Here is a 21,723-nt window from a genome sequence, read left to right on the forward strand (position 1 = left end):
TACATTAAGGGACTACAATGAAGCTATTGAGGATATCCAAATAAGATTTGTAAATAAGATTAAACTAAGATCATTGTAGAGTCTAGAAATATTTAAGAGTCATGTGGAGAAACTACAGATAAATCAGAACTAACAAGCAAAGGGATGAGAAGATGAAAAAATTAATTTATTATTTTTTGGGAGCTTGTATCTGTGCGGTTCCTATTGTCCTTCAAGTATATCATGACAGAATGCCTGTAGAGAAGCAGATTGATATTTCTCCATTTTGCTTAGCCCTCATAATTATCGCCGCGTTAATTATGAGTAAGTTAACGTCGCTTGATCCTAAGGATAAGAACAAACTAATTCTTCCAATGGGTGTGGGCGTCGGATATACACTGAATTTTTCGAATAAATGGATTTTTTATCCCCTCTTAATTTTGGCAATAGTTCTAATTGCTAAATATTTTATTTAGTATCTGTAGAAAATTTTAGCGGTGTCTAGATTGGGAAAGTAAACCTAACATTAATTTCATTTTTCAGGTAATATTCATGACATTTAGATAAAATTGCTTGTATCCACCACAAATGTGCTTAGCAACCCCAACACGCTATCTGAATAACCAAGTATACTTCCCATTTATATAGTAAATACAATTACTGCACCCAATTTACGTGCTATGATTTGGCAATAATCATGTTGTGAAATTTGGAATACACTGAGAGACCTTAAGTCATTTCTCTTCCACAGAAAGATTTATAGCATTTGTAGTACAGGAGAAATCCAACACCAACCCAATACAATACAAAATCTTGAAGCAATCACATCGGTGACCGCAAAAAGGAAGAGGGCATCTGAATAGACATCTAACTCGTACTCTTGTTGGATGAGATTCGCCAATCCGTCAATTCCACGACGAAGGTCTGTTTTCCCAGTGACGATAGACAAATTCTTTACTTTAGTAAAATCAAGAAGTATGTTCTCTCAATTCCCTAAGCGCTACGGCAAGAATATAATTACTGACACCATTATAACGATGTATTTTAGAACCAGCTTTTCTTTTTATTCGGGCAGCTAGCTTCGCACTCGCTACTTTTTGATTTTGTTTCTGGTCTGGTTGCGTGTGAAGCTGAATGGGCACAATTTCGTTTATCTTAGTCAAACAAACACCTCCGAGACAAGTACAAAGACCCTCCTACAGCGAATAGGAGGGCCTTTTTTTCGCTAGTTGTGCGAAAGTCTACCGGTGCGTCGACGTGTATGACAGCTATTTTGGAACAGGTGAATGTGATTTTATACGGCAATCTGTACAAATATATTCAGGAAAGTAGGGGCTTTTTTATGCCCGAATTGTCCGCCTTTCTTCAAAATGTACGAGATCTAGCAGGAGGAATTCCTGGAACCAAAAAGTTCTGTAGTCCCTAGAGGCAGATGGGGAATTACCGGCTGTTTCCCAAGTATGTACAGCCGGTTTGAGTCCATTTAGCAATGAGATCACCAATATTTCTCGGTGAGCTGCTTGCGGCCAGACTATAAACTTTTTGGTGGAAGGAATTTTGGATGCGATTCTTCACTTTTATTAGCGAAAACTCCAATAGACGAGTGTCACTTCCTGAACTTATCTGTGAATACTAGCATTTACCTAATTAAAAAAAGTGGGGGCAAAATGTTCCATTTTGCTTTATCGCCTCACGCTTACCATCCCGCTAGAGGGTCTTATACAAGCGGGACTGGCAAAAAGCCAGAAAGCTTTTGCGAGTGGCTTTCTGACTTTATTTTGGTATAAAAATTGGTTTGTTACATTTTTCTTTTTGAATTTGTACTACTAATTATTCTGCTGACATTGCTGCCATTGTAATGTAGTTATATGGTTGGTTAAAGTGTGGCAGGAAGAAAATATCTAGTAGTTTCAACTCGTCAATCGTTACTTGTTTTTGAATTGCTAATGAGAACATGTGGATAGCCATTGAAACGTCCATTTTCGAAGATATTTGGGCGCCGACTACGCGACGTGTCGCTTTTTCATAGACAATGCGAATTTTTACTTTCTCATTTTCTTTCATAAAGGTTGGCTTTTGGTAATCCTCGTAGTCTGTGTATGACACGTCCATGCCGAATTTTTCAGCAGCTTTAAGCGTCACACCAGTAGATACCATGTGTAATCCGAAAATTGAAATCCCGTTAGAGCCTTGGACGCCAATAGCATTTAATTTGATGCCAGCAATATTATGTGCTGCAACGATACCAGAACGTACGGCATTTGTTGCCAAAGCAATATAGGTTTCTTTTTGTAAAGCGTTGGAATAAATTGTGGCACAATCACCTATTGCATAGACATCTGGATCACTTGTTTGTTGTGTTGCATCCACAAAATAAGCGCCATTTCTAAAGGTTTCCAAATGATTTTGCCCAAGCGTGTTATTTGGTAAAAAGCCAATCGCATTAACAACCAAATCGACTGGATACTCTCGTTTGTTAGTTACAATAGCCTCAACCGCTTCACGCCCCTTATAAGCTGTAGCAATTTCGCCAAAATGAAGCTTAACGCCATTTTCTGCTAAAGTTCGATCCATCTCTGTTGAGAACTCAGGATCATAATAGCTACATAAAGCCCCTTGCTCTCCATCGAATAAATGAACATTCATACCTCGACGTTGCAATCCTTCTGCAATCTCGACACCAATATAACCAGCACCTATAACGGCTACATTTTTGATATTTGGCTGTTCAAGCAAAGCCTCAATTGCCTGACCATCTTGGAACGTCTTCAGGAAATGAATATTTTTCAAGTCATTTCCAGGAACATTCGGTGAGACAGGACGGGAGCCTGTCGCCAAAATAAGCTTATCATAAGTTTCACAGTAGGTTTCTTTTTGGTTCTTGCAATAAACTTTCTTATTACAAAAATCGATCATTTCGACTTCTGTCTCTAACGAAATGCGGGCCCCTTTTTTCTCAAACTCTTCTTTGTTTGTATAGAACAGTTCTTCGTGTGAATCAATCATTCTGCCGACCAACAAAGCCGTTCCAGCGCCCAAATAGCTAATATTGGAATTCTTATCAATCATGACTACTTCATGATCACATCCTTGAGATAACAATACATTTGCCGCTGCAATTCCAGCGTGGTTTGTGCCAATAATTACCGTCTTCATCCGTTTCCTCCTATATAAAAAGGTGAAGCACGAGAACGTTCTTCACCTTTTTGTTTTACGCTTACGCTTGTGCTGGTAAAATAGTTTCTACTTCAGCATGTGGGCGTGGAATTACGTGAACAGATAATAACTCACCAACACGTTGAGCTGCTGCTGCACCGGCATCTGTAGCTGCTTTTACCGCACCAACATCGCCACGAACCATTACAGTAACGATTCCGCCACCGACCATTTCTTTACCAACTAATGAGACGTTAGCCGCTTTAACCATTGCGTCTGCCGCTTCGATTGATCCGATTAATCCTTTTGTTTCTACCATTCCTAAAGCATCTGATTTCATTATAATTTCCTCCGATTTATATTAATTTTTTTGGATAACAACTTTTGTGCTTGGTGTAACACCAAGTGCGTTGGCCTCTTCTGTATCGATATGACACTCAAGACCTGAATTTTCAACTGCGCGAATGACTACCTGATTTAAGGAGCCACCTCTTGGGCCAGAGAAGTTAATAGTCACTTCTTCGCCGTCTGTAACGCCGAACCTTCTCGCTTGTTCAGGCAGCATGTGGATATGTCTTTTCGCAACAACCAGACCTTCCTTCAACTCAACTGAGCCATTTGGTCCAATCAACGTCGCACCTGCCGAACCTGCTAAATCTCCAGATAAACGAAGAGGTGCTTTAATCCCTAGTTTGAACGAGTCACTCTGTAGAATTTCGACCTGTGACTGATTTCTGACTGGTCCTAAAATCCGCACTTTTTCAATTACGCCTTTAGGTCCTGCAATAATCACCATTTCTTTACACGCGTATTGCCCAGGCTGAGAAAGGTCTTTTAATTTGGTTAATTGATACCCCACACCAAATAACTTATCGACATCCGCTTGAGACAGATGAGCATGTCGATTAGAAATCCCTACTGGAATTTCTTTACTCTCTTGATTCACTTCTTGATTCTGAAGCGCTGGTGCGAGTTTTTCTAATAACACACCTAGTAGATCTTCATAGTTTTCCATCGTCTTCGCTCTCTTCGTTATTGATTCATTGCCGCCAATACTTGACGAACCATTTTTGCTAGATCTTCTATTTCAGGATCTGATTGAACCGCTGTTTGTTGACTTAGCTGTTGTCCAGCTTCTGGTGCAACCGAGCAGCCTGTTTCATAGTTAAAGGTCGGATCATCTTGTGCTAAGGTCGTCACATCTTTCAAACCATAAGCCACTTTCTTGATATTCAATAAGTGCTTAGGCCCCACGTTTTCTGACACTGAGCTTCCACCAAATGTTCCACATCCCAATGTAAATGAAATCGGTAAACCAGTGCTGATTCCTGTCCCACCTTGGCTTCCGCCTGTGTTGACTAGAATTCTTGATGCAGGTTTTGCAGCAAATTTCAGAACAATGTCACGATCATTTGTGTGAATACTCATCGTATGACCAATCCCATTTTGTAACAAATCAATACTTAACTGACACGCTTCTTCCCAATCATTTACCACATAAAAGGCTAAGACAGTCGTTAATTTTTCAAATGAAAGAGGGAACCCTGCGCCAACGCCACCTTGCTCACCAATCAGTACTTTCGTATCTTCTGGAATACTGATTCCGGCAGCTTTAGCAATGACTTGTGCATCGCGACCCACGAACTTAGCATTCATCGCGTAACCATTTTTAAAGAGTAACTGACAAACCTTGTCCGTTTCTTCTTTAGACATAAAGTATCCGCCTTGTGCTTTCAACTCGCGAACCACTGCATCCTTATTTGAATGCTCACAGACGATTGATTGCTCAGAAGCACAAATCGTTCCGTTATCGAAAGTTTTGGAAGCCATGATTTTCGCTACTGCTGATTTAACATCTGCTGTCTTTTCAATGTAAGCAGGTGAATTTCCGGCACCTACACCTAATGCTGGTTTACCAGAACTGTAGGCTGCTTTCACCATTCCTGGTCCACCTGTTGCAATAATCATGCTTACTTCTTTCGCATGCAACAGTTCATTCGTGCCAGCCATGGTTGGAAGAGAGAGACAACTGATAATTCCTTCTGGTGCCCCTGCTTCGATAGCTGCTCTGTTTAATAGATCTGCTGCTTTTTTTGTACAGTCTAATGCAGATGGATGTGGAGAGAAGACAATCGCATTTCTTGATTTCAAAGCAATCATCGCTTTAAAAATAACGGTTGAAGTCGGATTTGTTGAAGGAATAATTCCCAATACAAGTCCCACTGGTTCAGCGACATCAAAAGTGCCGTTTGCTTGGTTTTCATCAATGATGCCTACCGTTTTTTGATCTTTAATTTCTTCATATAGCAAGGTTGATGCCGCATGGTTTTTGTAAGCTTTATCCATGATTTTACCGAAACCAGTTTCTGCAACTGCTCGTTTCGCTAAATCTACCGCGTGTTTGCTTGCTGCAGCTTTCATATTTTGTAAAATGCGGTCAATTTGTTCCTCTGTAAATGTTGCAATTTGGTTGGCTGCAACTTTTCCTTTTCTCGTTAGGTCACGAGCTTCTTGTACTGAACGTAAATCTTTATCAACTATTTCCATCTGAAACCCTCTATTCGTTTATAATTAAGGAATCAATCAAGGCTTGAATTAGTTTCGCTTTGCTCATGTGATAGATTTCTTTTTTGGGACGACTAAATCCTTTTTGTTCTTTCGCTAATTTTCTCAAATCAGCGACTTTCATTTTCTGAAATTTCTCTTGAAGCTGTTCTTTGCTTTCTGGTTGTTTAACAGGAGTCTCGGTTTGTTTTAGCGAGGTTGTCGTTTCTTTTTTCAACTCTTCTTTCACAACCTTGAGAATTTTTTCAGGAACCGTCGCGGACTCAGTCGGCTTTTTCTCTTGTTTGACTATCTTTTCTTGTCTCTTAGGTTGTTCTTTTGCCGTTTTTTGGGCGGTTTCTTCCGCTTTTTTATCAGTCATTTTAGCTTTTTCCACTGATTTTTTCGATTGTTCTTTTGTTGCTGCTTTATTTTCTTTTGTTTGCGCAACAACGGTTGTTTCACCAGACGTTGCTTTCCCCTCTTGTATCTGATTCTCCTCAGTGATCTCTGGTTGCTCTTTCTTACGGGCAACAAACGTCTCTGGGGTAATCTCAGGTCGAGGGATTACATGTCCAGAAAGAAGAATCTTCTCTCCCAGCAGGCTGACACTCGCTTTAGCTGATTGAATGGCCGTTTCTACAGCAGCAACATCGCCTTCAATCATGACCGTATTTATGCCACCACCAACTTGGCTACTGCCTAATAAATGAACATTTGATGATTTAAGCATGGCATCTGCTGCTTCGATCATGCCAATCATGCCTTGTGTTTCAATCATCCCAATTGCTTGCTTCATTTATGACTCGCCTCCTTGACTTTTGTTGAGAACACAGAGGCCGCACCTTTGACTACCCAGTCCGTTTCTGTGCCTTTTGGAATAAAGAGTGTATCTCCTTGGTTAGCTATCAATCGTTCGCCAGAAATCATCAGCTCAACCGTACCTGAAAGAATATAATTGACTGACTCTTGACCACTTCTCTCACGGTAACAAGTGTTTTCAAGTGAGAGAAGATTCGTCGTCAAGCCCTGCTCTTTTGCAGCGACAATTTCTTGACTCCTGATAGCGCCATTTTCTGCTACAGGCTGTAATTTCACCGTGTTTCCTTTAACAATCTTTAAACCACTCTCATGATAGCTAGCTTCATAGGGCTGATTCCCCGTTTCTGCTAAAAAACGTTTTAATAAAGCAACTAAAGCTTCTTTTGAAAAACCATTTGTTTCTGTTAACGTCCACTCCGCTTCTGAACAGGCTCGTTCTTCAAACTCAATATGATACTCTTCAGCTAAATCTTTGGCAGCGGGTGTAATAATGGTTTGACTATCCACAAAGATGACGGTCGCACCTTCATCATGGTAGCTTTCTATTTCCTTTAGGCTAATTAATTTTTTCATTCTGTCACACTTTCCTTATGCAGATTCGCAACTTTCGTCGACAATACCAACAACTGCCGCATCAATTGGAATGAGATCATCTTCAAGCATTCTTCTGGCCGCAGATCCCGTAGTTACAATGACCCGATCGCCAATTCCAGCCCCAATCACATCGCAGACAATCAGTCGTTCGCCATCTCGTGAACCGCCAGAAATTTCTGCAATCATCAACTTTAAACCATTTAATTTTTCAGACTTACGAGTAGCCCAAATTGTGTCCATCAACTTTGCAATTACCATGTTTTGGCCTTCTCTTTCTTTTGAATCTCTTCAATAGCGGCAGTCACTGAGGCAGTATCGCCGAATATTGCTAACATCACGACGTTTTGTGGGCAGCTGCCACGGATATCTTCAACAGTTACGCCCACCGCTTTTTCAGCAACGTCAGCTGCACAGACCATCTCAATAAGCTTTCCTTGAACCAGACCAATCGCACCTGGCTTCTCAAGTGTTTCCTTAGAGCCTCTTCGACGATTGACAATCGCTAATGTCCCTTCTCCAGGTGACTTGATAATTCGACAATCCATCAATTCCCCTCCTATCCTATCAGTTGATCTGTACAACTTAACGCAATTCCTAATGGTGTAATAAACATTGGATTGACAGGTTTATAGGTCTTAATCCCCGTTGATTTTTGGATAACTTGTTCAATGTTTTTTAAACAAGCCGTTCCACCTACCAAATATATAGCAGGCACCTCATACCCTTTCGTTTGTTGAACAATAATCGAAGAAATTTTTTCGATTACTGGCTTTAATGTCACCAATAACTCATCATGATGTTTAGGATTTCGTTTATAGGCTTCCGCTTCTTGAAATGAAAACTTATAAGAACCCGCAATCACCAAGGATAAATGTGTACCGCCAGTTGCTTCATCCGCCACCTTCACCACTTCAGACTTCTCTAAAATTGAGATACCCGTTGTTCCGCCACCAATATCAACAACGGCACCTTCTGCCACCTTTAACAATTGGTTAGCAGCAGTTGGTTCATCTAACAGATTCGTTAACTCAAATCCGGCGCTTTGAACGACGTTTTTTATGACGCCACCATCAAGCTCATCTGTACCCGGCGGTAATGAAGCCGCCGCATACACAAGTTCAGTACCTAATTTCTCTTCAATCTCCGCCTTCAATTCTTTAACGATTTCTACTGCACCGATATAATCAACAATCATGCCATCTCGTACGACATCCGCGTATCGATAAGCGCCGGCAACTGGTTGATAGTTTTCATCTAGAACAGCAAGCACCACACAGGCTGTTCCCAAATCGACTCCTGTATAATAAATGCTTGAAGGATGCAGTTTTGGCTTTTGAATCGTTTGTTCAAATTCAGCAACAAATTGATTACATTCTTCTATATACTCTTTCATTGACCGGCTCCCACTAATTGTTTTCTAAATTCGTTCAGCTGTGTATTGATTCTCTGTAAAACTCCGTGACATTGCGGATACTTGGTATGGATTAATCGAATGAATTCTTCAATTTTTTTAAATTTGATTAATAGCTTCCCATAACGACTAAATAAATGAACTGCCTCTAACTCAAAAGCTTCCGACCCAAAGTCTGTTTTGTCACAGACCACTTTTGTTTCGTTCACCTCTTTTGTTAAACCTTCGTTGACTTCTTGTGCAAGCTGTAATAACTCTTGACTCATCGTCACAGAATAATCCATCGCTAAAATCGCAGCTTCATACAACTCACAAGAAAGCCACTCTTTATAAAACAAAAACTCTGGTAACGGTGTCTCTCCGACTGTTTCCAGCCCGTTTTCTAACGCTTGTGCCTCAATTAATCTGATTTTTTTATCAATCAGAAACTGTTTTCCTTCTGGTGTTAACCGTTCCTCAGGCTTTAAAGTAAATTCTTGAAAAGGTGCGTTTCGATACGTGATTCTTAGCTCGCTTTCCGTAATAAAATGCATTAATAGCCACCTCTTAGTAACCCCTTATAGATTTTTTCTAGCTCTTCTTGCGTTACTTTTCGAGGATTCGTTAACGTACATGGATCTTTTAACGCTTTTTCAGCCATCTCAGGAATTGCTGCTTCATACCTTTCAAGATCAAGCCCACATTCACCAATTGTTTTTGGAATGTCTAATTGTCTCAGTTTGCGATTCAGGCCTGAAATAAACGCATGCACCGTAGCTTTCGGAGTCCCCGCAGTGAAGCCAAGTAAATTGGCAATTCTTTGATAAACCAATAGACTCGGGCACTCTTCTGTCAAATCCAATCCAGCGTTATAGCTAATCACGTGAGGAAGTAATAAGGCATTCGCGCGACCATGAGCAATATGGAATTTTCCACCTAAGGCATGAGCCAAACTATGACAAATACCTAATGACGCTTCACTAAAGGCAATTCCTGCCAAACAAGAAGCATTATGAATACTCTCTCTTAAGGCCAAATCGTCTCCTTCGTTAAACACACCAACAAGCTCTTCCCAAATCATGCGCAAGGCTTTTTCAGCACAGGCATCTGTAAAATCTGTCGCATCGGTTGAAGCCAAAGCCTCCATACAATGAGTGAAAACATCAACACCCGTATCCGCCGTTACATTTTTTGGAACACTTACCGTAAGTTCGGGGTCTAAAATCGCCAAATCTGGAATCATTCGCTCATCCACCAAGGCATATTTGCCCTCATTTGCTGGGTCTGAAATCACCGAAAATGCTGTTACCTCACTTCCCGTTCCACTTGTTGTTGGGAGACAAATCAGTTGGAGTTCTGTTGTTTTATCTGCCGTTTGAACCATTTGTCGGATTGCTTTGGCTGCGTCCATTGCAGAACCACCACCTAGTGCAATCAAACTATCTGGTTGATATTTAATGACCTCAACCAAACCTTTAGTCACAATCTCGATAGTTGGATCAGGAATAATCTCTGAAAATACTGGACAAGTCATTTGGTTGTCTTCAAATAGTTGAACGACTTTAGTAGCCGTACCATTTTCTACCATAAAGGGATCACAGATAAGTAAGGGCTGTTGAATAGATAAATTCCCCAATTCTTTTAAGCTACCTACACCTGTAATAATTTTGGTCGGCATTTTAAATTGCTTAGTCAAGTAATCTCCTCCTTTCATTCATTAGTTATGTTTCATTCACTTTTAACGCATCTTTTTACAAGTTTTGCTACTACTCCTCTTCGAACTCGATTGTTAGATACGGCGGTAAGCAACCAATTTCTGCAAGCTCAATTTCCGCTTGCTTCTTTGTTTTTTTCACTATTTTGTTTGTGCCGCTCACAATAATCCCTTTTCTAGGCCCTCTAAAGACTCGCGCAAAACCTGGTGGATAGCGTTTTTTGTTGTTTAAGGAAACCAAAAACAACACTTCACTTGCTTCTTGTTGTAAGGCAATAATGTGCTTATGCATCCATGGACACTCAAGGTACGCATCTGGTACTAGGATTGTTTTATTGGTGTAGAGAAGATTGGCTACTTTCCGAATTGGCTGATCGGTTTCTTCAATTTTTTGAGCTAGCTTACGATTTTCATCATCATCAACACCAATAATCAAGAGGCGTTTTTTCATGATTTCGTCACAGAAACTACTTCAAAATCCAATAAATTTTTTAATCCGGAGACCACTGATTCCAACGCCACTTCGACACTTTCAACATCACCATTTAATAAAACAGAGCCTGTAAATCGGTCCAAAAATCCAACCGTCACTCCGGCACTTTTTCCGGCAATATCGGCAGCAATAATTGCGGCTTCATAAGGAGAAATAGTTAAAATTCCGATAGCACCATTATTTTCGACACCTAACGATTCATAAACCTCTTGGATAGGTGCTGCAATCACATGTGCTAAAGTGACTTGTTTTCCTGGAACCGATTCTTCAATGACTCGTTGTGCTATAATTTCAGACATTTTTTCACCTCTTTAGTGTCGAATAACGCGAACAGGAAAGTCGTAATCCTTAATCCAGCCTTCAATTCGATCCAAGTCTGATTCTGACAAAGAGGGGTCTCCCTCTACAGGATATTCCATGCCAAGCTGACCATATTTATTCACCCCTAGCTTGTGGTACGGCAGTAAATCAATTCCCCCAAAGTTGGAATAGTCTTTATAAGGAAGTAAGAAGTCAATAATTTGTTGAATCTCTTCTTGACTATCATTAATCATCTTCAGCATCGGCATTCTGATTTGAATCTGATGCCCTTCTTCTAATAATTTTTTCAGGTTCTCTAAAATTCTTTCATTGCTAATCCCAGTAAGCTCATTATGTCTAACTGGATTCATATGTTTTAAATCAAACAAGAACAAATCGACATATTCGGCAATCGCCAGTATTCGGTCCATTCTTGAATGCCCGCAAGTTTCAATCGCTGTGTGTAATCCATCTGCTTTACAGGCTTGCAATAGTGCAAGAGCTGCCTCTGGTTGTGCGGTGCATTCCCCTCCGCTAAGGGTCACACCGCCACCAGATTGCTCATAAAACATATCATCTTCATGAATAACTTCCATCAATTCAGAGATTGTTCTAATTTCACCTGTAATATTCAATGCTGCCATTGGACACACATCTACACAGGCCTGACATCCGTTACATGCTCTATCACGTCGAACTTGATGGGAACCTTCTTCATCAATGTAATGGATACCCATTGGACACACATCTATACACGCGTGGCAATCACTACAAACACTTTCTTTATACATAACTTGAAATTTCCGTTCAATTCCTTCAGGGTTCGCACACCACTGGCAACGCAGCGGACAACCCTTAAAAAAGACAATTGTGCGAATCCCTGGTCCGTCATACAAGCTATATTTTTGAACATTAAAGACCATTGCCGAGCGCTCAATGAGCATTGTGTTTTGAGTATCCATCTCTTCATCTCCCGTTGTTAAAACTTAGTTAACATTGTTCGACTAATAATTTCATCCTGTACATCTTTACAAAGTTCAACAAAGAATGCACTATAGCCTGCAACTCGAACAATCAAGTCACGATATTCTTCAGGATGTTCTTGAGCCGCTAACAATGTGTCGTTATCTAAATAGTTAAACTGCATTTCCCCATTACCTAAAACACTTGCTGTTTTCAATAAAGTAATTAAGCTTTCTTCTCCTTCAGGGGTATCTAACATCCCTGACATAATCTTGAAGTTATGCACCATACCCATATTCATGGTGTCATTAGCCATTTTTGAGATTGATTTCACAATCGCTGTTGGTCCTTTGAAATCGGCACCCTGTGTTGGGCTAATTCCATCTGATAGTGGCACCCATGCTTTACGTCCATTAGCAGATGCTCCTGTTAACTGACCTAAAGGTGTGTTGTTTGAAATAGATAATGTGCCATGACATAATTCTGAGAATAATGTTTTGTACTGACGATGCTCAGCTTCTGTGAAATGAATCAAATCAGCTGCGATTAAATCAGCATAGTCATCATCGTTTCCGTACTTAGGCGCCTTCAAGCAGTCTGTACGTACTTGATCGTAGCCCACGAAATCCGCTTTTAATGCTCTGTTTAATTCTTCAAGCGTGTATTTCTTTTCATCAAAGACTAATTTCTTAATTGCTGCCATTGAATCCGCATAAGTCGCTAAGCCAGACCAAACAACTCCTGGACCAAAGTTATACATCGCTCCCCCAGCAGAAACGTCTTTTCCATTTTCCATACAGCCTTCATACATAATTGACATCAATGGTTTTGGTGCAAGGTCTCTGTGGACTCTTTGTGTGATAACAGTCGCAACAGATGACCATTTTGTGATATAACGAATCTGTTCTTTCACCGCTTCTTCAAATTGTTCGTATGTTTTGTAGGCTGTGATTGACCCTAAATCAGGACAAACCTTTTTCCCATACCATAGTGGAACCCCTTGATTTAAGACTAATTCAATACAGATTGGCCATTGAGTGTAAGCTGTTGAAGTCCATTGATACAAACGACCTGATTTTTGTGGCTCCACACACCCCATCAAACAATAGTCACGAGCGTCTTCAACAGATACGCCTTTCGCTAACATCATTTTGATATGCGTATCATCAAAGTGACAAGCAGGGAATCCAATTCCAGCACGTACCACATCTACAATTTTTTTCAAGTATTCTCTAGGTGAACGGTTATGAATACGACAAGCTAAAGATGGTTGGTACACTTTTACATGGCGAACAGCATCCATTAATAGATAAGTCAATTCGTTCGTTGCATCGCGACCTTCTCTTGTCACTCCACCCACGCACATGTTGACAAATGGTTGATATCCGGCGAAGAATTTCGAACCGCCTTCACTCGTAATCCACATCATTTCTGACATTTTGATTAGCATACAACCCGCTAATTCGAAGGCCTCATAGTTTGTTAAACGACCTGAGTCAAGATCATTTTTGAAGAATGGATACATATATTGGTCAACACGGCCAATAGACATCCCTGTTTGGTTTTCTTCAACAACTAATAAAGATTCGATCGTCCAAACAGCTTGAATGGCTTCCCAGAAGTTTTCCGGTTTGTTGGCAGGAACTTTTGCGTTAACCTCCGCAATTTTTTGCAATTCCATTTTACGTTTTGGATTTGTTTCTCTTTCAGCCAGCTGTCTTGCATATTCAGACATCCGTTTCGCATAAATCATCACACCCTCAGCTGTTTCGATTTGTGCTTTATAGAAATAGATTTTTTCCATATCATCTGGATTGGCATAATCTAATGTCTCTAATTTTTCTTGTGCTTCTCTCTGGATGTCCAACATCCCTTTTTTCATTAAGATAACATCGTACCCAGGATTTGAATCACCACCTCCGTTTAGTTGGTGATAAGAACAGTCAGAAACAAATGATTCCCCAGAAAGTTCCCAAACACCCGCTTCACGAAATTGATCTTCACAATGTTCATCAACTGATTTGCCTTTCCAAAACGGAAAAAGCTCTTCGCGCATAATTCGTTTATCTTCATCAGAAATATGGAACGGATCTTGTGGACGAGAAGAAATTGTATCAAGCTCTTCTTCCATCCAACGCCAAGCAATATCCGGAGAAAATGATCCTGCACGAGGAGCTCCGTTTGGTGCACCAACAATCAATTCATTTTCTTGAATCACTAACGGTGCCGTTTCACAACAACGTTTGAATGACTTTGCCCGTAAAATGTTCTTAGGCATCCCTGGATTTTCTTTTGCAAGCTCAGTAATCACACGCGCACGATGTGTCGTAATTGTCGGAACCTGCTGTAAATAGTTTTCCTTCAACGCACTCAATCGAGGAGTAATGCCATTTGGAACGCTCGTTGCATCTCCTACTGAATAGCTTTCAGAAGGCGACTCTGTGTGATCTGCAACAGTGGCAAACATCTTCATTAATGCATTACGTTCTTCTGCACTTAATTCTTTGGTTGCTTCAGCTAATTTTGCTGAGAACTCTTTAATATCCATCTTGTTCCCTCACATTTCTACAAATTATTTTTCCAACATTTTTTTCAATACTTTTTCAAGTAATTGTGTTTGAACCTGTATATCATGTATGTTATCTCGTGTCGATTCCTCTTTAAAATAGCCATTAGACGCATAGCTAATTTCACGCGTGTAGGTCAGGCTCGCTGGTGTAATATTCTCTGCACTAATTCCTAGACCTCTGGTAAAGCCCCCTAAAATAGGAGATAGTGGCAAGGTCGAGCCAAGTCCCATACTAGAAAAACTAGCTGCGGCATTGACTACCATTCGTGCAACTGGTTTTTTCAAAGCAAACTCATTAATAATCATTTGTTCATTAGAATGAATCGCTAACGTATGACCATCATTCTTCTCTTGTAATAAATGGATGGCTTTCTCACAAGCATGTTGCCAATCAGGTTCTCTATAGAAAGCTAAGATTGGACAACTCATTTCATTCACAAATGGGTCTTGATCATGTAAATAACTTTGTTCAGAAACTAAAATCCGTGTACTTGGCGGTAAAGAAATCCCGGCATTTTTAGCTAACCATACGGCACTTTTTCCAACACAGCTCTCATGAATACCATCATTCTTTGGCTGTAGTAAGGACACAAGCTTTGTCTCTTCTTCTTTTGATAAGAAATAGGCACCATTTTGAATCAATTCTTTTTTGACTTCCTCTGCAACCGTGCTTTCAACAATCAGATACTGTTCTGAAGCAGGTAACAACCCGCAATCATACGCTCGACTTTCAACAATCATTTTTACCGCTGCTTGTGTGTTAGCAGAACGTTCAATAAAGACAGGTGTCGCACCAGAGCCACCATAGATCATCGGTCGTTTAGGAATGGTTGTGTCGGTATATTTTTTTTGCCCTAAAACCAAAATCATAGCGGCTATTGGACTATTGACAATCTCTTTTGTGCCACATTCTGTTAAATAATCAATGCAGCTGATACTGCCTCTAGGTAGCCCATTAGAAAGGCCAATCTGTTGAATTTTTTTGATGACTTGTGTCGCCGTTTTTGTCGCTTTCACATGAGGAATAGCAATCATCGCATTGGCTGATTGAAGTCCCGCAAACAAACTATAAAGGGTGTTAATCACCACATTTTCTGAAGGTAAGAGAACTGGAATGACCCCTAACGGAACGCCTACATGCAAAATCTTCCCCGCAGAATCTTTTGCTGTGGCACCGATATAGGTTCTATCTCCAACCTCGGCCTCCATTGCTTCCAAAAATCGTAGAACAAAGGCTTCTTTCTCTTTTTGGCACCCCTTGCCTGTTTCTTGTATCTCACAAGAAACATATGCGCCAATCAACGGTCGTATTTCGCGAATCATCACTCGGATAAGGTTATGAAAAAAATCTTGTTCATACTCTTTCATCAAATACTGCGCGTCTTTTGCCGTTTCTAAAACAATCCGCGCTTCTTGAATAGATAATAAATCTTTGTCTACATCATGCATTTATGATGCATCTCCCTCCTCTTCAGGTAAAAGGTTGACTAACTGATAGCGTTCAATAATTTTATTTAAATCGGCATGCGGACTGGCAATCACGACTGAGCTATACACCTCTGCGTTCATTTTTTCTACCGCAGCAATTCCAGCTTCCACAGCTGAATGACAGGCTGCTACATCCCCTTGGACGATAACGGAAATATAGCCTGATGCTACATTCTCATACCCGACCAATTCTACGTCAGCTGCTTTACACATTGCATCGCAAGCTTCTAACACAAAAATTAATCCAAATGTTTCAATCGCACCGATTGCTTCATATGTTTTCACTCGATTTCCTCCCTCATTTAATCCTCTACAGCATGAACGCAGACAATGTCTCCAACATACGAAATAGGTCTAGGCATAACGTTTTGTGCGGTTAACTTGCCAATCTCGCTGGCTACTTTAGCCCCTGCTGCTACAGAAGCTTCTACCGCTGCAACATCGCCTTTAATCATGATTGTAACTAAGGTAGAGCCAATGTTTTCATAGGAAATTAATTCCACATTTGCTGCTTTTAACATCTCATCTGCTGCCTTTATTGCTGGTACTAATCCAATTGTTTCTACTAATCCTAAAGCTTCTTCACCACGATACTTCAAGTGATTTCCCCCTTATGCTTTTCGATATTTCTTATCAACATACTTTTCAACAGTTGACTGACCTTCTTGTGTCATACGATAAAAACAAACCAATTCATCTTTCTCATCTACCTCATAACTAGTAAGCTCGACTAATCCATTCGCCTCTAGTGCCATGACATGTTCGACATATAATTTTTTATTAAACTGTCTTTCTTGTCCGTAAATAGGTTCTAATCTGGTCATAATTTGATTTACATTCAGCTCTTTTTCGCCATATAATTCATTCAATACAGCTGTTCGACTAGGTAAAAGCATGTTAAGCTTCCCCCTTTCTGAATAGATCTAGTGGGTTCATCGTTACTAGTATCGCGCCAATCACTATGACCACTGAACCAATCACCATTGTTGGTGTCATTGCTTGACCTAAGAAAATCACACTGAAAATTACGCCCCAAAAAGCATATGTTACATTCAATGACATCCCTACAGCCGTGCCGACCATTGCGTTAGCCTTGTACCAAGTTAAGAAGGATACGCCGGCGCTTAAACCAGATAATAACAACCATAAAACAGGTGTGACTGCTGCCAATGTGCCAACAAACAAGTTCAAGCCACCGATAATTGGTAAAATAATCACAATAACGAACAAGCCTGAAATTAATTGGCGAAGATTTACAGCAACATCTGTATCAATCATGGCCCCGCCAAAGCTTGAAAAGACACCCTCTAAGCCCCAAGAAATTGCTGCAATAAACGCACAAATGATTCCTAATGTAAAGTTTGGTGCGCCTTCTGGTTTCACCATGTTGATAGTAATTGCTCCGGCTACAACAACAATCATCCCAAAGATAATTCGTGGCGTCGGTTTTTGTTTTAAGAAAATCCAAGAGAACAAAGCACCAAACAACCCACATGTTGCCGAGATTGGAATTGCATAGGCCCCAGCCATCGCCAAACCAACCAGGTAAGCACCATTAGCTACAGGTCCACCTAATAAAAATCCAATGACAAGCATTTTCCCTGGTTTTGTTGCTAGCATTCGACGAAGTTCTTTTAATTTCCCTTGTTTCGCGTTATAAAATAATAGAAAAATTCCAGCAAAAAAATCATTTAGTCCAGAACAAACAAATGGTGCTGCCAGAATCCCTGTCGCACTAATTAATGGATTATAACCACTTGCAACCACCACCAATGTTGAGTAGATACCATAAGTAATCCCTGAAACAAGTCCATTCGTAATTCCTTTTACTCGAAAGCCTTTACTTGCTTCTTTCATTTTTGTGTCTGCACTGACATATGAAACACTTTTCCCACTATCCATTTTTTCATTTTCCTTTCATCATCGAAAATTTAAGTAAAATTATTTATTTGGTAAAATTGATTCTACTTCTGCATGTGGTCTAGGAATTACATGAACAGATAATAATTCACCTACACGTTCTGCCGCTGCAGCTCCTGCATCTGTTGCCGCTTTAACCGCACCAACATCACCTCTAACCAAAACAGTTACGATTCCACCGCCCACAAGTTCTTTACCAACTAACGATACGTTTGCCGCTTTAACCATTGCGTCTGCTGCCTCGATTGATCCGATTAATCCTCTTGTTTCTACCATTCCTAATGCATCATGTTTCATAATTTTATTCTTCCTTTCGCATTTTATTAAAACGCTTTATTTTTATAGGACTATCATATTTGCTCCCCCTAAGGGTACAGTCAACGAGTTTTTTTGTTATAGTACAGAAAACAAAGCGGGTATAACAGTTTCTTATTCTCAATAATTCAAGCTAATTGAGAATAAGAAACAGGTTTTATTTTATAATCCCTGATAAATCAACTTTTGATAATTATTCTTATTTTACTTCTCACTGTAAAAACTTTTTTTTATTTAGTACACAAGTAAAAAAATCCTTCACTAGAAAAGTCAAGAAATTTGCTTGAATTGCTCATTTTTTCACTTTCCATTTTAGGAAGCTCTTTTAGAAAAAGAAAAGTGAATCTCTAAAAACCTTGATATAATAGCCATTCAATCTAATTAAGGAGACAAAAAAAGTGACTTCCCCCTAGGGATAACCTTTTCAAATTGATTCACAAAATAAGTGGGTTTTTATTGATTATCCTTTCTAAAAATCATTTAATAAAAAAAGTTCATCTAACAATTTAAGTGAGCCATTATAAAAAAATAAGCCAAAATTTACAAAAAGACGAGAGGTCATTTTTATAAATTTCGACTTATTTTTTGTTATCGAGCTCTTTTTTATTCAAGCTCTTGCTGTACTACTATACAGCAATTAATTTTTGATTTTTTTTGCTGGTATCAACAGTTCTACAACAAAACTATCGACGTTCATTGTTGACCAATAATCTACAACATGTCGTTCGTAAACCTCGTTATCACACTGATAATGATGTTCTTTTGCCCAAGCACGCATTTTGCTATACTGTTTATCAATCGTTTCTAGGTCCCCAATGTGATAGCACGAAAGGAAAAACTGCCCACCGATTGTTTTGGTTGGAATATTTCCCTCCACTCGTCCCACTGGCTTTTGCATGATTTTTACTCTTGAGCTACGATATTCAGCCTCATCCTCACAGCCTTCAAAGCCTAGGATAACCGGGCCCATAATTTCACATTGCTGAGATTCCAAATAATTGACCCACGGAATATTAATCACTGCATCCATGTAGTTTCGCTTAAATTCTTGCTCCATGTAGACATAGGTTTCTTCATCAAAATACTTAACGTTAATCTCTTGTAACTGATTAGAAGCTGCTATGTTTCCTTCTCTGATCATCCCTAACCACTCTGCGATTGCGCCATAACTGTTTCGAATTCTTCTTTCTTCTTGTTTCAACTCTTCTAATTTTGTCAAAAAGATATTTTCTTGTTCTTGATAAAAATAATTGTCTGTATTTTGGGCAAGCTTCATCTCCTGTAATTTAAAGCCCATCTGCTTATAATACTTAATCACAGGAATACTATTCATCGTTTGTTCAGTATAATATCGGTAACCGTTTTCAAAACATACATGATCCGGCTTCAACAATCCGAGTTGCTCATAATAGCGTAATGTTTTGCGGGAAACATTGCACATTTTCGCAACCTCGCCAATAGAGTACATTTGACCAGCATCTAAACACTCATTTGTTTTCTCCATTCAAACATCTCTCCATTAGACACAACCACCTATATTATCAAAAATAAACGCACGCTTGTCAAGAGAAAGTCGGAGGATTGTCTGGAAAGATCGCTCTCCTAGAATCAACAGATCCCTCGTCGATTATTCGCAACTGGTTAATTGTGCCAATTACTTACTAAAAACTTTTATTTATCACTCCTCAATTGAGACAACATTTCCCAGACATCTGTACAAATCAATTAAAAATGCCATTAGAAAATTCTGCCATACTTAGCATTCCAGTACGTGTATCAATTCTACTAGTAGCCATCTCTTACTCAACCTACTTTCTTTTGAACAGTTAAAACTTTTTGTTTTAGTTGCTGTAATATCTTTTCAACTTCAGCATGCATAGTGCCTGTAGCACCCAGATAAATTTTCATCTTTGGTTCCGTTCCAGAAGGCCTAATGCAAATCCACGAACCATTCTTATAACGAAACTTAATCACTCGTTCTTTGGGCAACTTGATTTCTTCAAAGCTATCATTTACTACGTTATGAATTTGAGAGGTTTCATAATTTTCTATGACTGTGGCTTTTTCAGAAAAGGACTGTTCAAATGTAGAAAATAACTTCTCTAATTTTTCTCCATGAGTATCTCCTTCTAGTTCGATTGAAATAAGTTCTTCCAGATATAGCCCAAATTTTTGATAAATATCTGATAAATAATCGCCAAGTGTCATTCCTTTTTGTTTTAATTGATTGGCGATTTCGCAAAGTAATATCACCGCTTGTAACCCATCCTTGTCTCGAGTAATTGGATTAAATAGATAACCAAAACTCTCTTCATATCCGAGTAAAAATGTTTCACTTCCCTCCTGGTTAATTACATCCCCAATGTATTTAAACCCTGTTAACACATCAACTGTACGGGCCCCACTAGCTTCAGCTATTTTAGCACCTAAATCAGAGGTGACAATCGTTTTTACTAGATATTTCTGAGCAATTTTAGACTCCTTTTCAGATAAATAGCGGGAAAAAATTGCACCAATCTGATTTCCATTCAATCGGACATATTCTCCCGTATGACTTAGATAATACGCACCCATTCGGTCTGCATCTGGATCTGTCGTTAAAAGGATTTCTAAATCTTTTTCAATTCCTAATTTTATTAACGCTTCAAAAGCTACAGGATTTTCCGGATTAGGGCTCTTAGTATTCGAAAAGTCTGGATCACTAGACTCCTGACTTTTCACATAAGAAACCTGTGAAAAGTCATAGTGTTCAAATAATTTTTTCACTGGAATACTACCTGTCCCATGCTGTCCAGAATAGCCGATACGAATTTCTTTTGGTTCTTTGTTAACATATTTATCAAAAGCATGACAATATTGTTCTTCAATTGTGTCATCTAAATAAGTCACTAATTTCGAATCGCAAGTAAATAAGAACGCCTTTTGGACCGCGTTAATTTCTGTTATCACCTGTTCCACTTCATTAGGTAAAAATTGGCAGCCCGTTTCATCATAAATTTTAAACCCATTGTACTGTGGCGGATTATGAGAAGCAGTAATCATAATGCCCCCTTGTGCTTTTAACTCTCTAATTGCATAGGACACAATGGGCGTTGCCGTTAGCCTTTTAAATAACGCCACTTTAATTCCTTGTGCAGATAAAATCTCTGCTGACACTTTCGCAAATTCTGCTGAATAATGACGATTATCATAACCGATAACTACGGTAATCTCCTCAGACAAAAATTTTTCTTTTAAATAGCAACCAAACCCATAGGCCGAACGCGATATAGTCACTTGATTAATCCGACTCTCTCCTGGTCCAATGATTCCTCGCATCCCTCCAGTACCAAACCCTATCGTGCCTTCAAACATCTCGCTTAATTCCTTATCATTTGCTTTGTGTATCTCTCTTTTCATCGAATCATCTAATAAATCGCAGCTTAGCCAGTTGATTATTTCTTTACTATACATCTCTTTTCTCCTTTCAAAAAAGA

General features: G+C 39.4%; 26 protein-coding genes. 1 reads left to right on the forward strand and 25 read right to left on the reverse strand.

The features are described from left to right. Positions 1–152 precede the first annotated feature (152 nt). Entirely contained in the window at positions 153–455 is a 303-nt protein-coding gene (locus IGI37_RS16445) for a hypothetical protein (RefSeq protein ID WP_438763147.1), read from the forward strand. Between the two features lie 281 nt (positions 456–736). Here the strand turns inward: IGI37_RS16445 and tnpB are convergent, their stop codons facing one another. The 25 genes from tnpB to IGI37_RS16570 all read right to left on the reverse strand — a co-directional run bounded on the left by tnpB (position 737) and on the right by IGI37_RS16570 (position 21,700). Beyond that, positions 737–928 (reverse strand): IS66 family insertion sequence element accessory protein TnpB, encoded by a 192-nt coding sequence (tnpB, locus tag IGI37_RS16450; RefSeq protein WP_438763148.1) that lies wholly within the window; start codon positions 926–928, stop codon positions 737–739. 19 nt (positions 929–947) lie between these two features. Further along, positions 948–1,142, reverse strand: a complete 195-nt coding sequence (locus IGI37_RS16455; RefSeq protein WP_438763150.1) for a hypothetical protein — start codon at positions 1,140–1,142, stop codon at positions 948–950. Between the two features lie 667 nt (positions 1,143–1,809). Then, a complete protein-coding gene (gene nox, locus IGI37_RS16460) occupies positions 1,810–3,135 on the reverse strand; it encodes a H2O-forming NADH oxidase (protein WP_438763152.1) in 1,326 nt (441 codons plus the stop codon). Between the two features lie 61 nt (positions 3,136–3,196). Further along, complete coding sequence (locus IGI37_RS16465; RefSeq protein ID WP_010769751.1) at positions 3,197–3,475, reverse strand: BMC domain-containing protein; 279 nt, start codon at positions 3,473–3,475, stop codon at positions 3,197–3,199. A gap of 21 nt (positions 3,476–3,496) precedes the next feature. Continuing rightward, positions 3,497–4,150 (reverse strand): phosphate propanoyltransferase, encoded by a 654-nt coding sequence (locus IGI37_RS16470; protein WP_438763153.1) that lies wholly within the window; start codon positions 4,148–4,150, stop codon positions 3,497–3,499. Positions 4,151–4,167: 17 nt separating this feature from the next. Continuing rightward, positions 4,168–5,682 (reverse strand): acetaldehyde dehydrogenase (acetylating), encoded by a 1,515-nt coding sequence (locus IGI37_RS16475; RefSeq protein WP_438763154.1) that lies wholly within the window; start codon positions 5,680–5,682, stop codon positions 4,168–4,170. 10 nt (positions 5,683–5,692) lie between these two features. Then, positions 5,693–6,478 (reverse strand): BMC domain-containing protein, encoded by a 786-nt coding sequence (locus IGI37_RS16480; protein WP_438763155.1) that lies wholly within the window; start codon positions 6,476–6,478, stop codon positions 5,693–5,695. Continuing rightward, positions 6,475–7,074: a cupin domain-containing protein gene (locus IGI37_RS16485; RefSeq protein WP_438763156.1), complete on the reverse strand. Its 600-nt coding sequence runs from the start codon at positions 7,072–7,074 to the stop codon at positions 6,475–6,477. The genes IGI37_RS16480 and IGI37_RS16485 overlap by 4 nt, the downstream gene beginning before the upstream one ends. 15 nt (positions 7,075–7,089) lie before the next feature. Continuing rightward, positions 7,090–7,353, reverse strand: coding sequence for a EutN/CcmL family microcompartment protein (locus tag IGI37_RS16490; RefSeq protein WP_438763157.1), 264 nt, complete (start codon positions 7,351–7,353; stop codon positions 7,090–7,092). After that, the gene (locus IGI37_RS16495; protein WP_438763159.1) at positions 7,347–7,640 is read right to left on the reverse strand and encodes a BMC domain-containing protein; all 294 of its coding nucleotides are present in this window, start codon (positions 7,638–7,640) and stop codon (positions 7,347–7,349) included. The genes IGI37_RS16490 and IGI37_RS16495 overlap by 7 nt, the downstream gene beginning before the upstream one ends. Before the next feature lie 11 nt (positions 7,641–7,651). Continuing rightward, positions 7,652–8,488 (reverse strand): ethanolamine utilization protein EutJ, encoded by an 837-nt coding sequence (eutJ, locus tag IGI37_RS16500; RefSeq protein ID WP_438763160.1) that lies wholly within the window; start codon positions 8,486–8,488, stop codon positions 7,652–7,654. Then, the gene (locus IGI37_RS16505) at positions 8,485–9,039 is read right to left on the reverse strand and encodes a hypothetical protein (RefSeq protein WP_438763161.1); all 555 of its coding nucleotides are present in this window, start codon (positions 9,037–9,039) and stop codon (positions 8,485–8,487) included. Before IGI37_RS16505 ends, eutJ begins: the two co-directional genes overlap by 4 nt. After that, entirely contained in the window at positions 9,039–10,181 is a 1,143-nt protein-coding gene (locus tag IGI37_RS16510) for a 1-propanol dehydrogenase PduQ (protein ID WP_438763162.1), read from the reverse strand. The genes IGI37_RS16505 and IGI37_RS16510 overlap by 1 nt, the downstream gene beginning before the upstream one ends. A 70-nt stretch (positions 10,182–10,251) precedes the next feature. Beyond that, the gene (locus tag IGI37_RS16515; RefSeq protein WP_438763163.1) at positions 10,252–10,650 is read right to left on the reverse strand and encodes a EutP/PduV family microcompartment system protein; all 399 of its coding nucleotides are present in this window, start codon (positions 10,648–10,650) and stop codon (positions 10,252–10,254) included. Continuing rightward, a complete protein-coding gene (locus IGI37_RS16520) occupies positions 10,647–10,991 on the reverse strand; it encodes a BMC domain-containing protein (protein WP_438763164.1) in 345 nt (114 codons plus the stop codon). Before IGI37_RS16520 ends, IGI37_RS16515 begins: the two co-directional genes overlap by 4 nt. Before the next feature lie 12 nt (positions 10,992–11,003). Beyond that, positions 11,004–11,954 (reverse strand): choline TMA-lyase-activating enzyme, encoded by a 951-nt coding sequence (gene cutD, locus IGI37_RS16525; RefSeq protein WP_438763165.1) that lies wholly within the window; start codon positions 11,952–11,954, stop codon positions 11,004–11,006. A 17-nt stretch (positions 11,955–11,971) separates the two neighbouring features. Continuing rightward, complete coding sequence (gene cutC, locus IGI37_RS16530) at positions 11,972–14,503, reverse strand: choline trimethylamine-lyase (protein WP_438763166.1); 2,532 nt, start codon at positions 14,501–14,503, stop codon at positions 11,972–11,974. 24 nt (positions 14,504–14,527) lie between these two features. Next, positions 14,528–15,973 (reverse strand): aldehyde dehydrogenase family protein, encoded by a 1,446-nt coding sequence (locus IGI37_RS16535; RefSeq protein WP_438763167.1) that lies wholly within the window; start codon positions 15,971–15,973, stop codon positions 14,528–14,530. Beyond that, entirely contained in the window at positions 15,974–16,297 is a 324-nt protein-coding gene (locus tag IGI37_RS16540) for a BMC domain-containing protein (protein ID WP_438763168.1), read from the reverse strand. A 17-nt stretch (positions 16,298–16,314) separates the two neighbouring features. Continuing rightward, positions 16,315–16,611 (reverse strand): BMC domain-containing protein, encoded by a 297-nt coding sequence (locus tag IGI37_RS16545; RefSeq protein WP_438763169.1) that lies wholly within the window; start codon positions 16,609–16,611, stop codon positions 16,315–16,317. A 12-nt stretch (positions 16,612–16,623) separates the two neighbouring features. Further along, complete coding sequence (locus IGI37_RS16550) at positions 16,624–16,908, reverse strand: hypothetical protein (RefSeq protein ID WP_438763170.1); 285 nt, start codon at positions 16,906–16,908, stop codon at positions 16,624–16,626. Between the two features lies 1 nt (position 16,909). Next, positions 16,910–17,914 (reverse strand): DMT family transporter, encoded by a 1,005-nt coding sequence (locus IGI37_RS16555; protein WP_438763171.1) that lies wholly within the window; start codon positions 17,912–17,914, stop codon positions 16,910–16,912. 39 nt (positions 17,915–17,953) lie between these two features. Then, positions 17,954–18,229 carry a BMC domain-containing protein gene (locus tag IGI37_RS16560; RefSeq protein WP_010769770.1) on the reverse strand — a complete coding sequence of 92 codons (276 nt, stop codon included), beginning with the start codon at positions 18,227–18,229 and terminating at the stop codon, positions 17,954–17,956. A gap of 655 nt (positions 18,230–18,884) precedes the next feature. Next, on the reverse strand, positions 18,885–19,751 hold the full coding sequence (locus IGI37_RS16565; RefSeq protein ID WP_438763172.1) for a MerR family transcriptional regulator: 867 nt from the start codon (positions 19,749–19,751) through the stop codon (positions 18,885–18,887). A 299-nt stretch (positions 19,752–20,050) separates the two neighbouring features. Further along, complete coding sequence (locus IGI37_RS16570) at positions 20,051–21,700, reverse strand: phospho-sugar mutase (protein ID WP_438763173.1); 1,650 nt, start codon at positions 21,698–21,700, stop codon at positions 20,051–20,053. Positions 21,701–21,723: the final 23 nt, after the last annotated feature.

Origin of the sequence: Enterococcus sp. AZ194 (genome assembly GCF_051713825.1) — a bacterium.
GTDB lineage: Bacteria > Bacillota > Bacilli > Lactobacillales > Enterococcaceae > Enterococcus_K.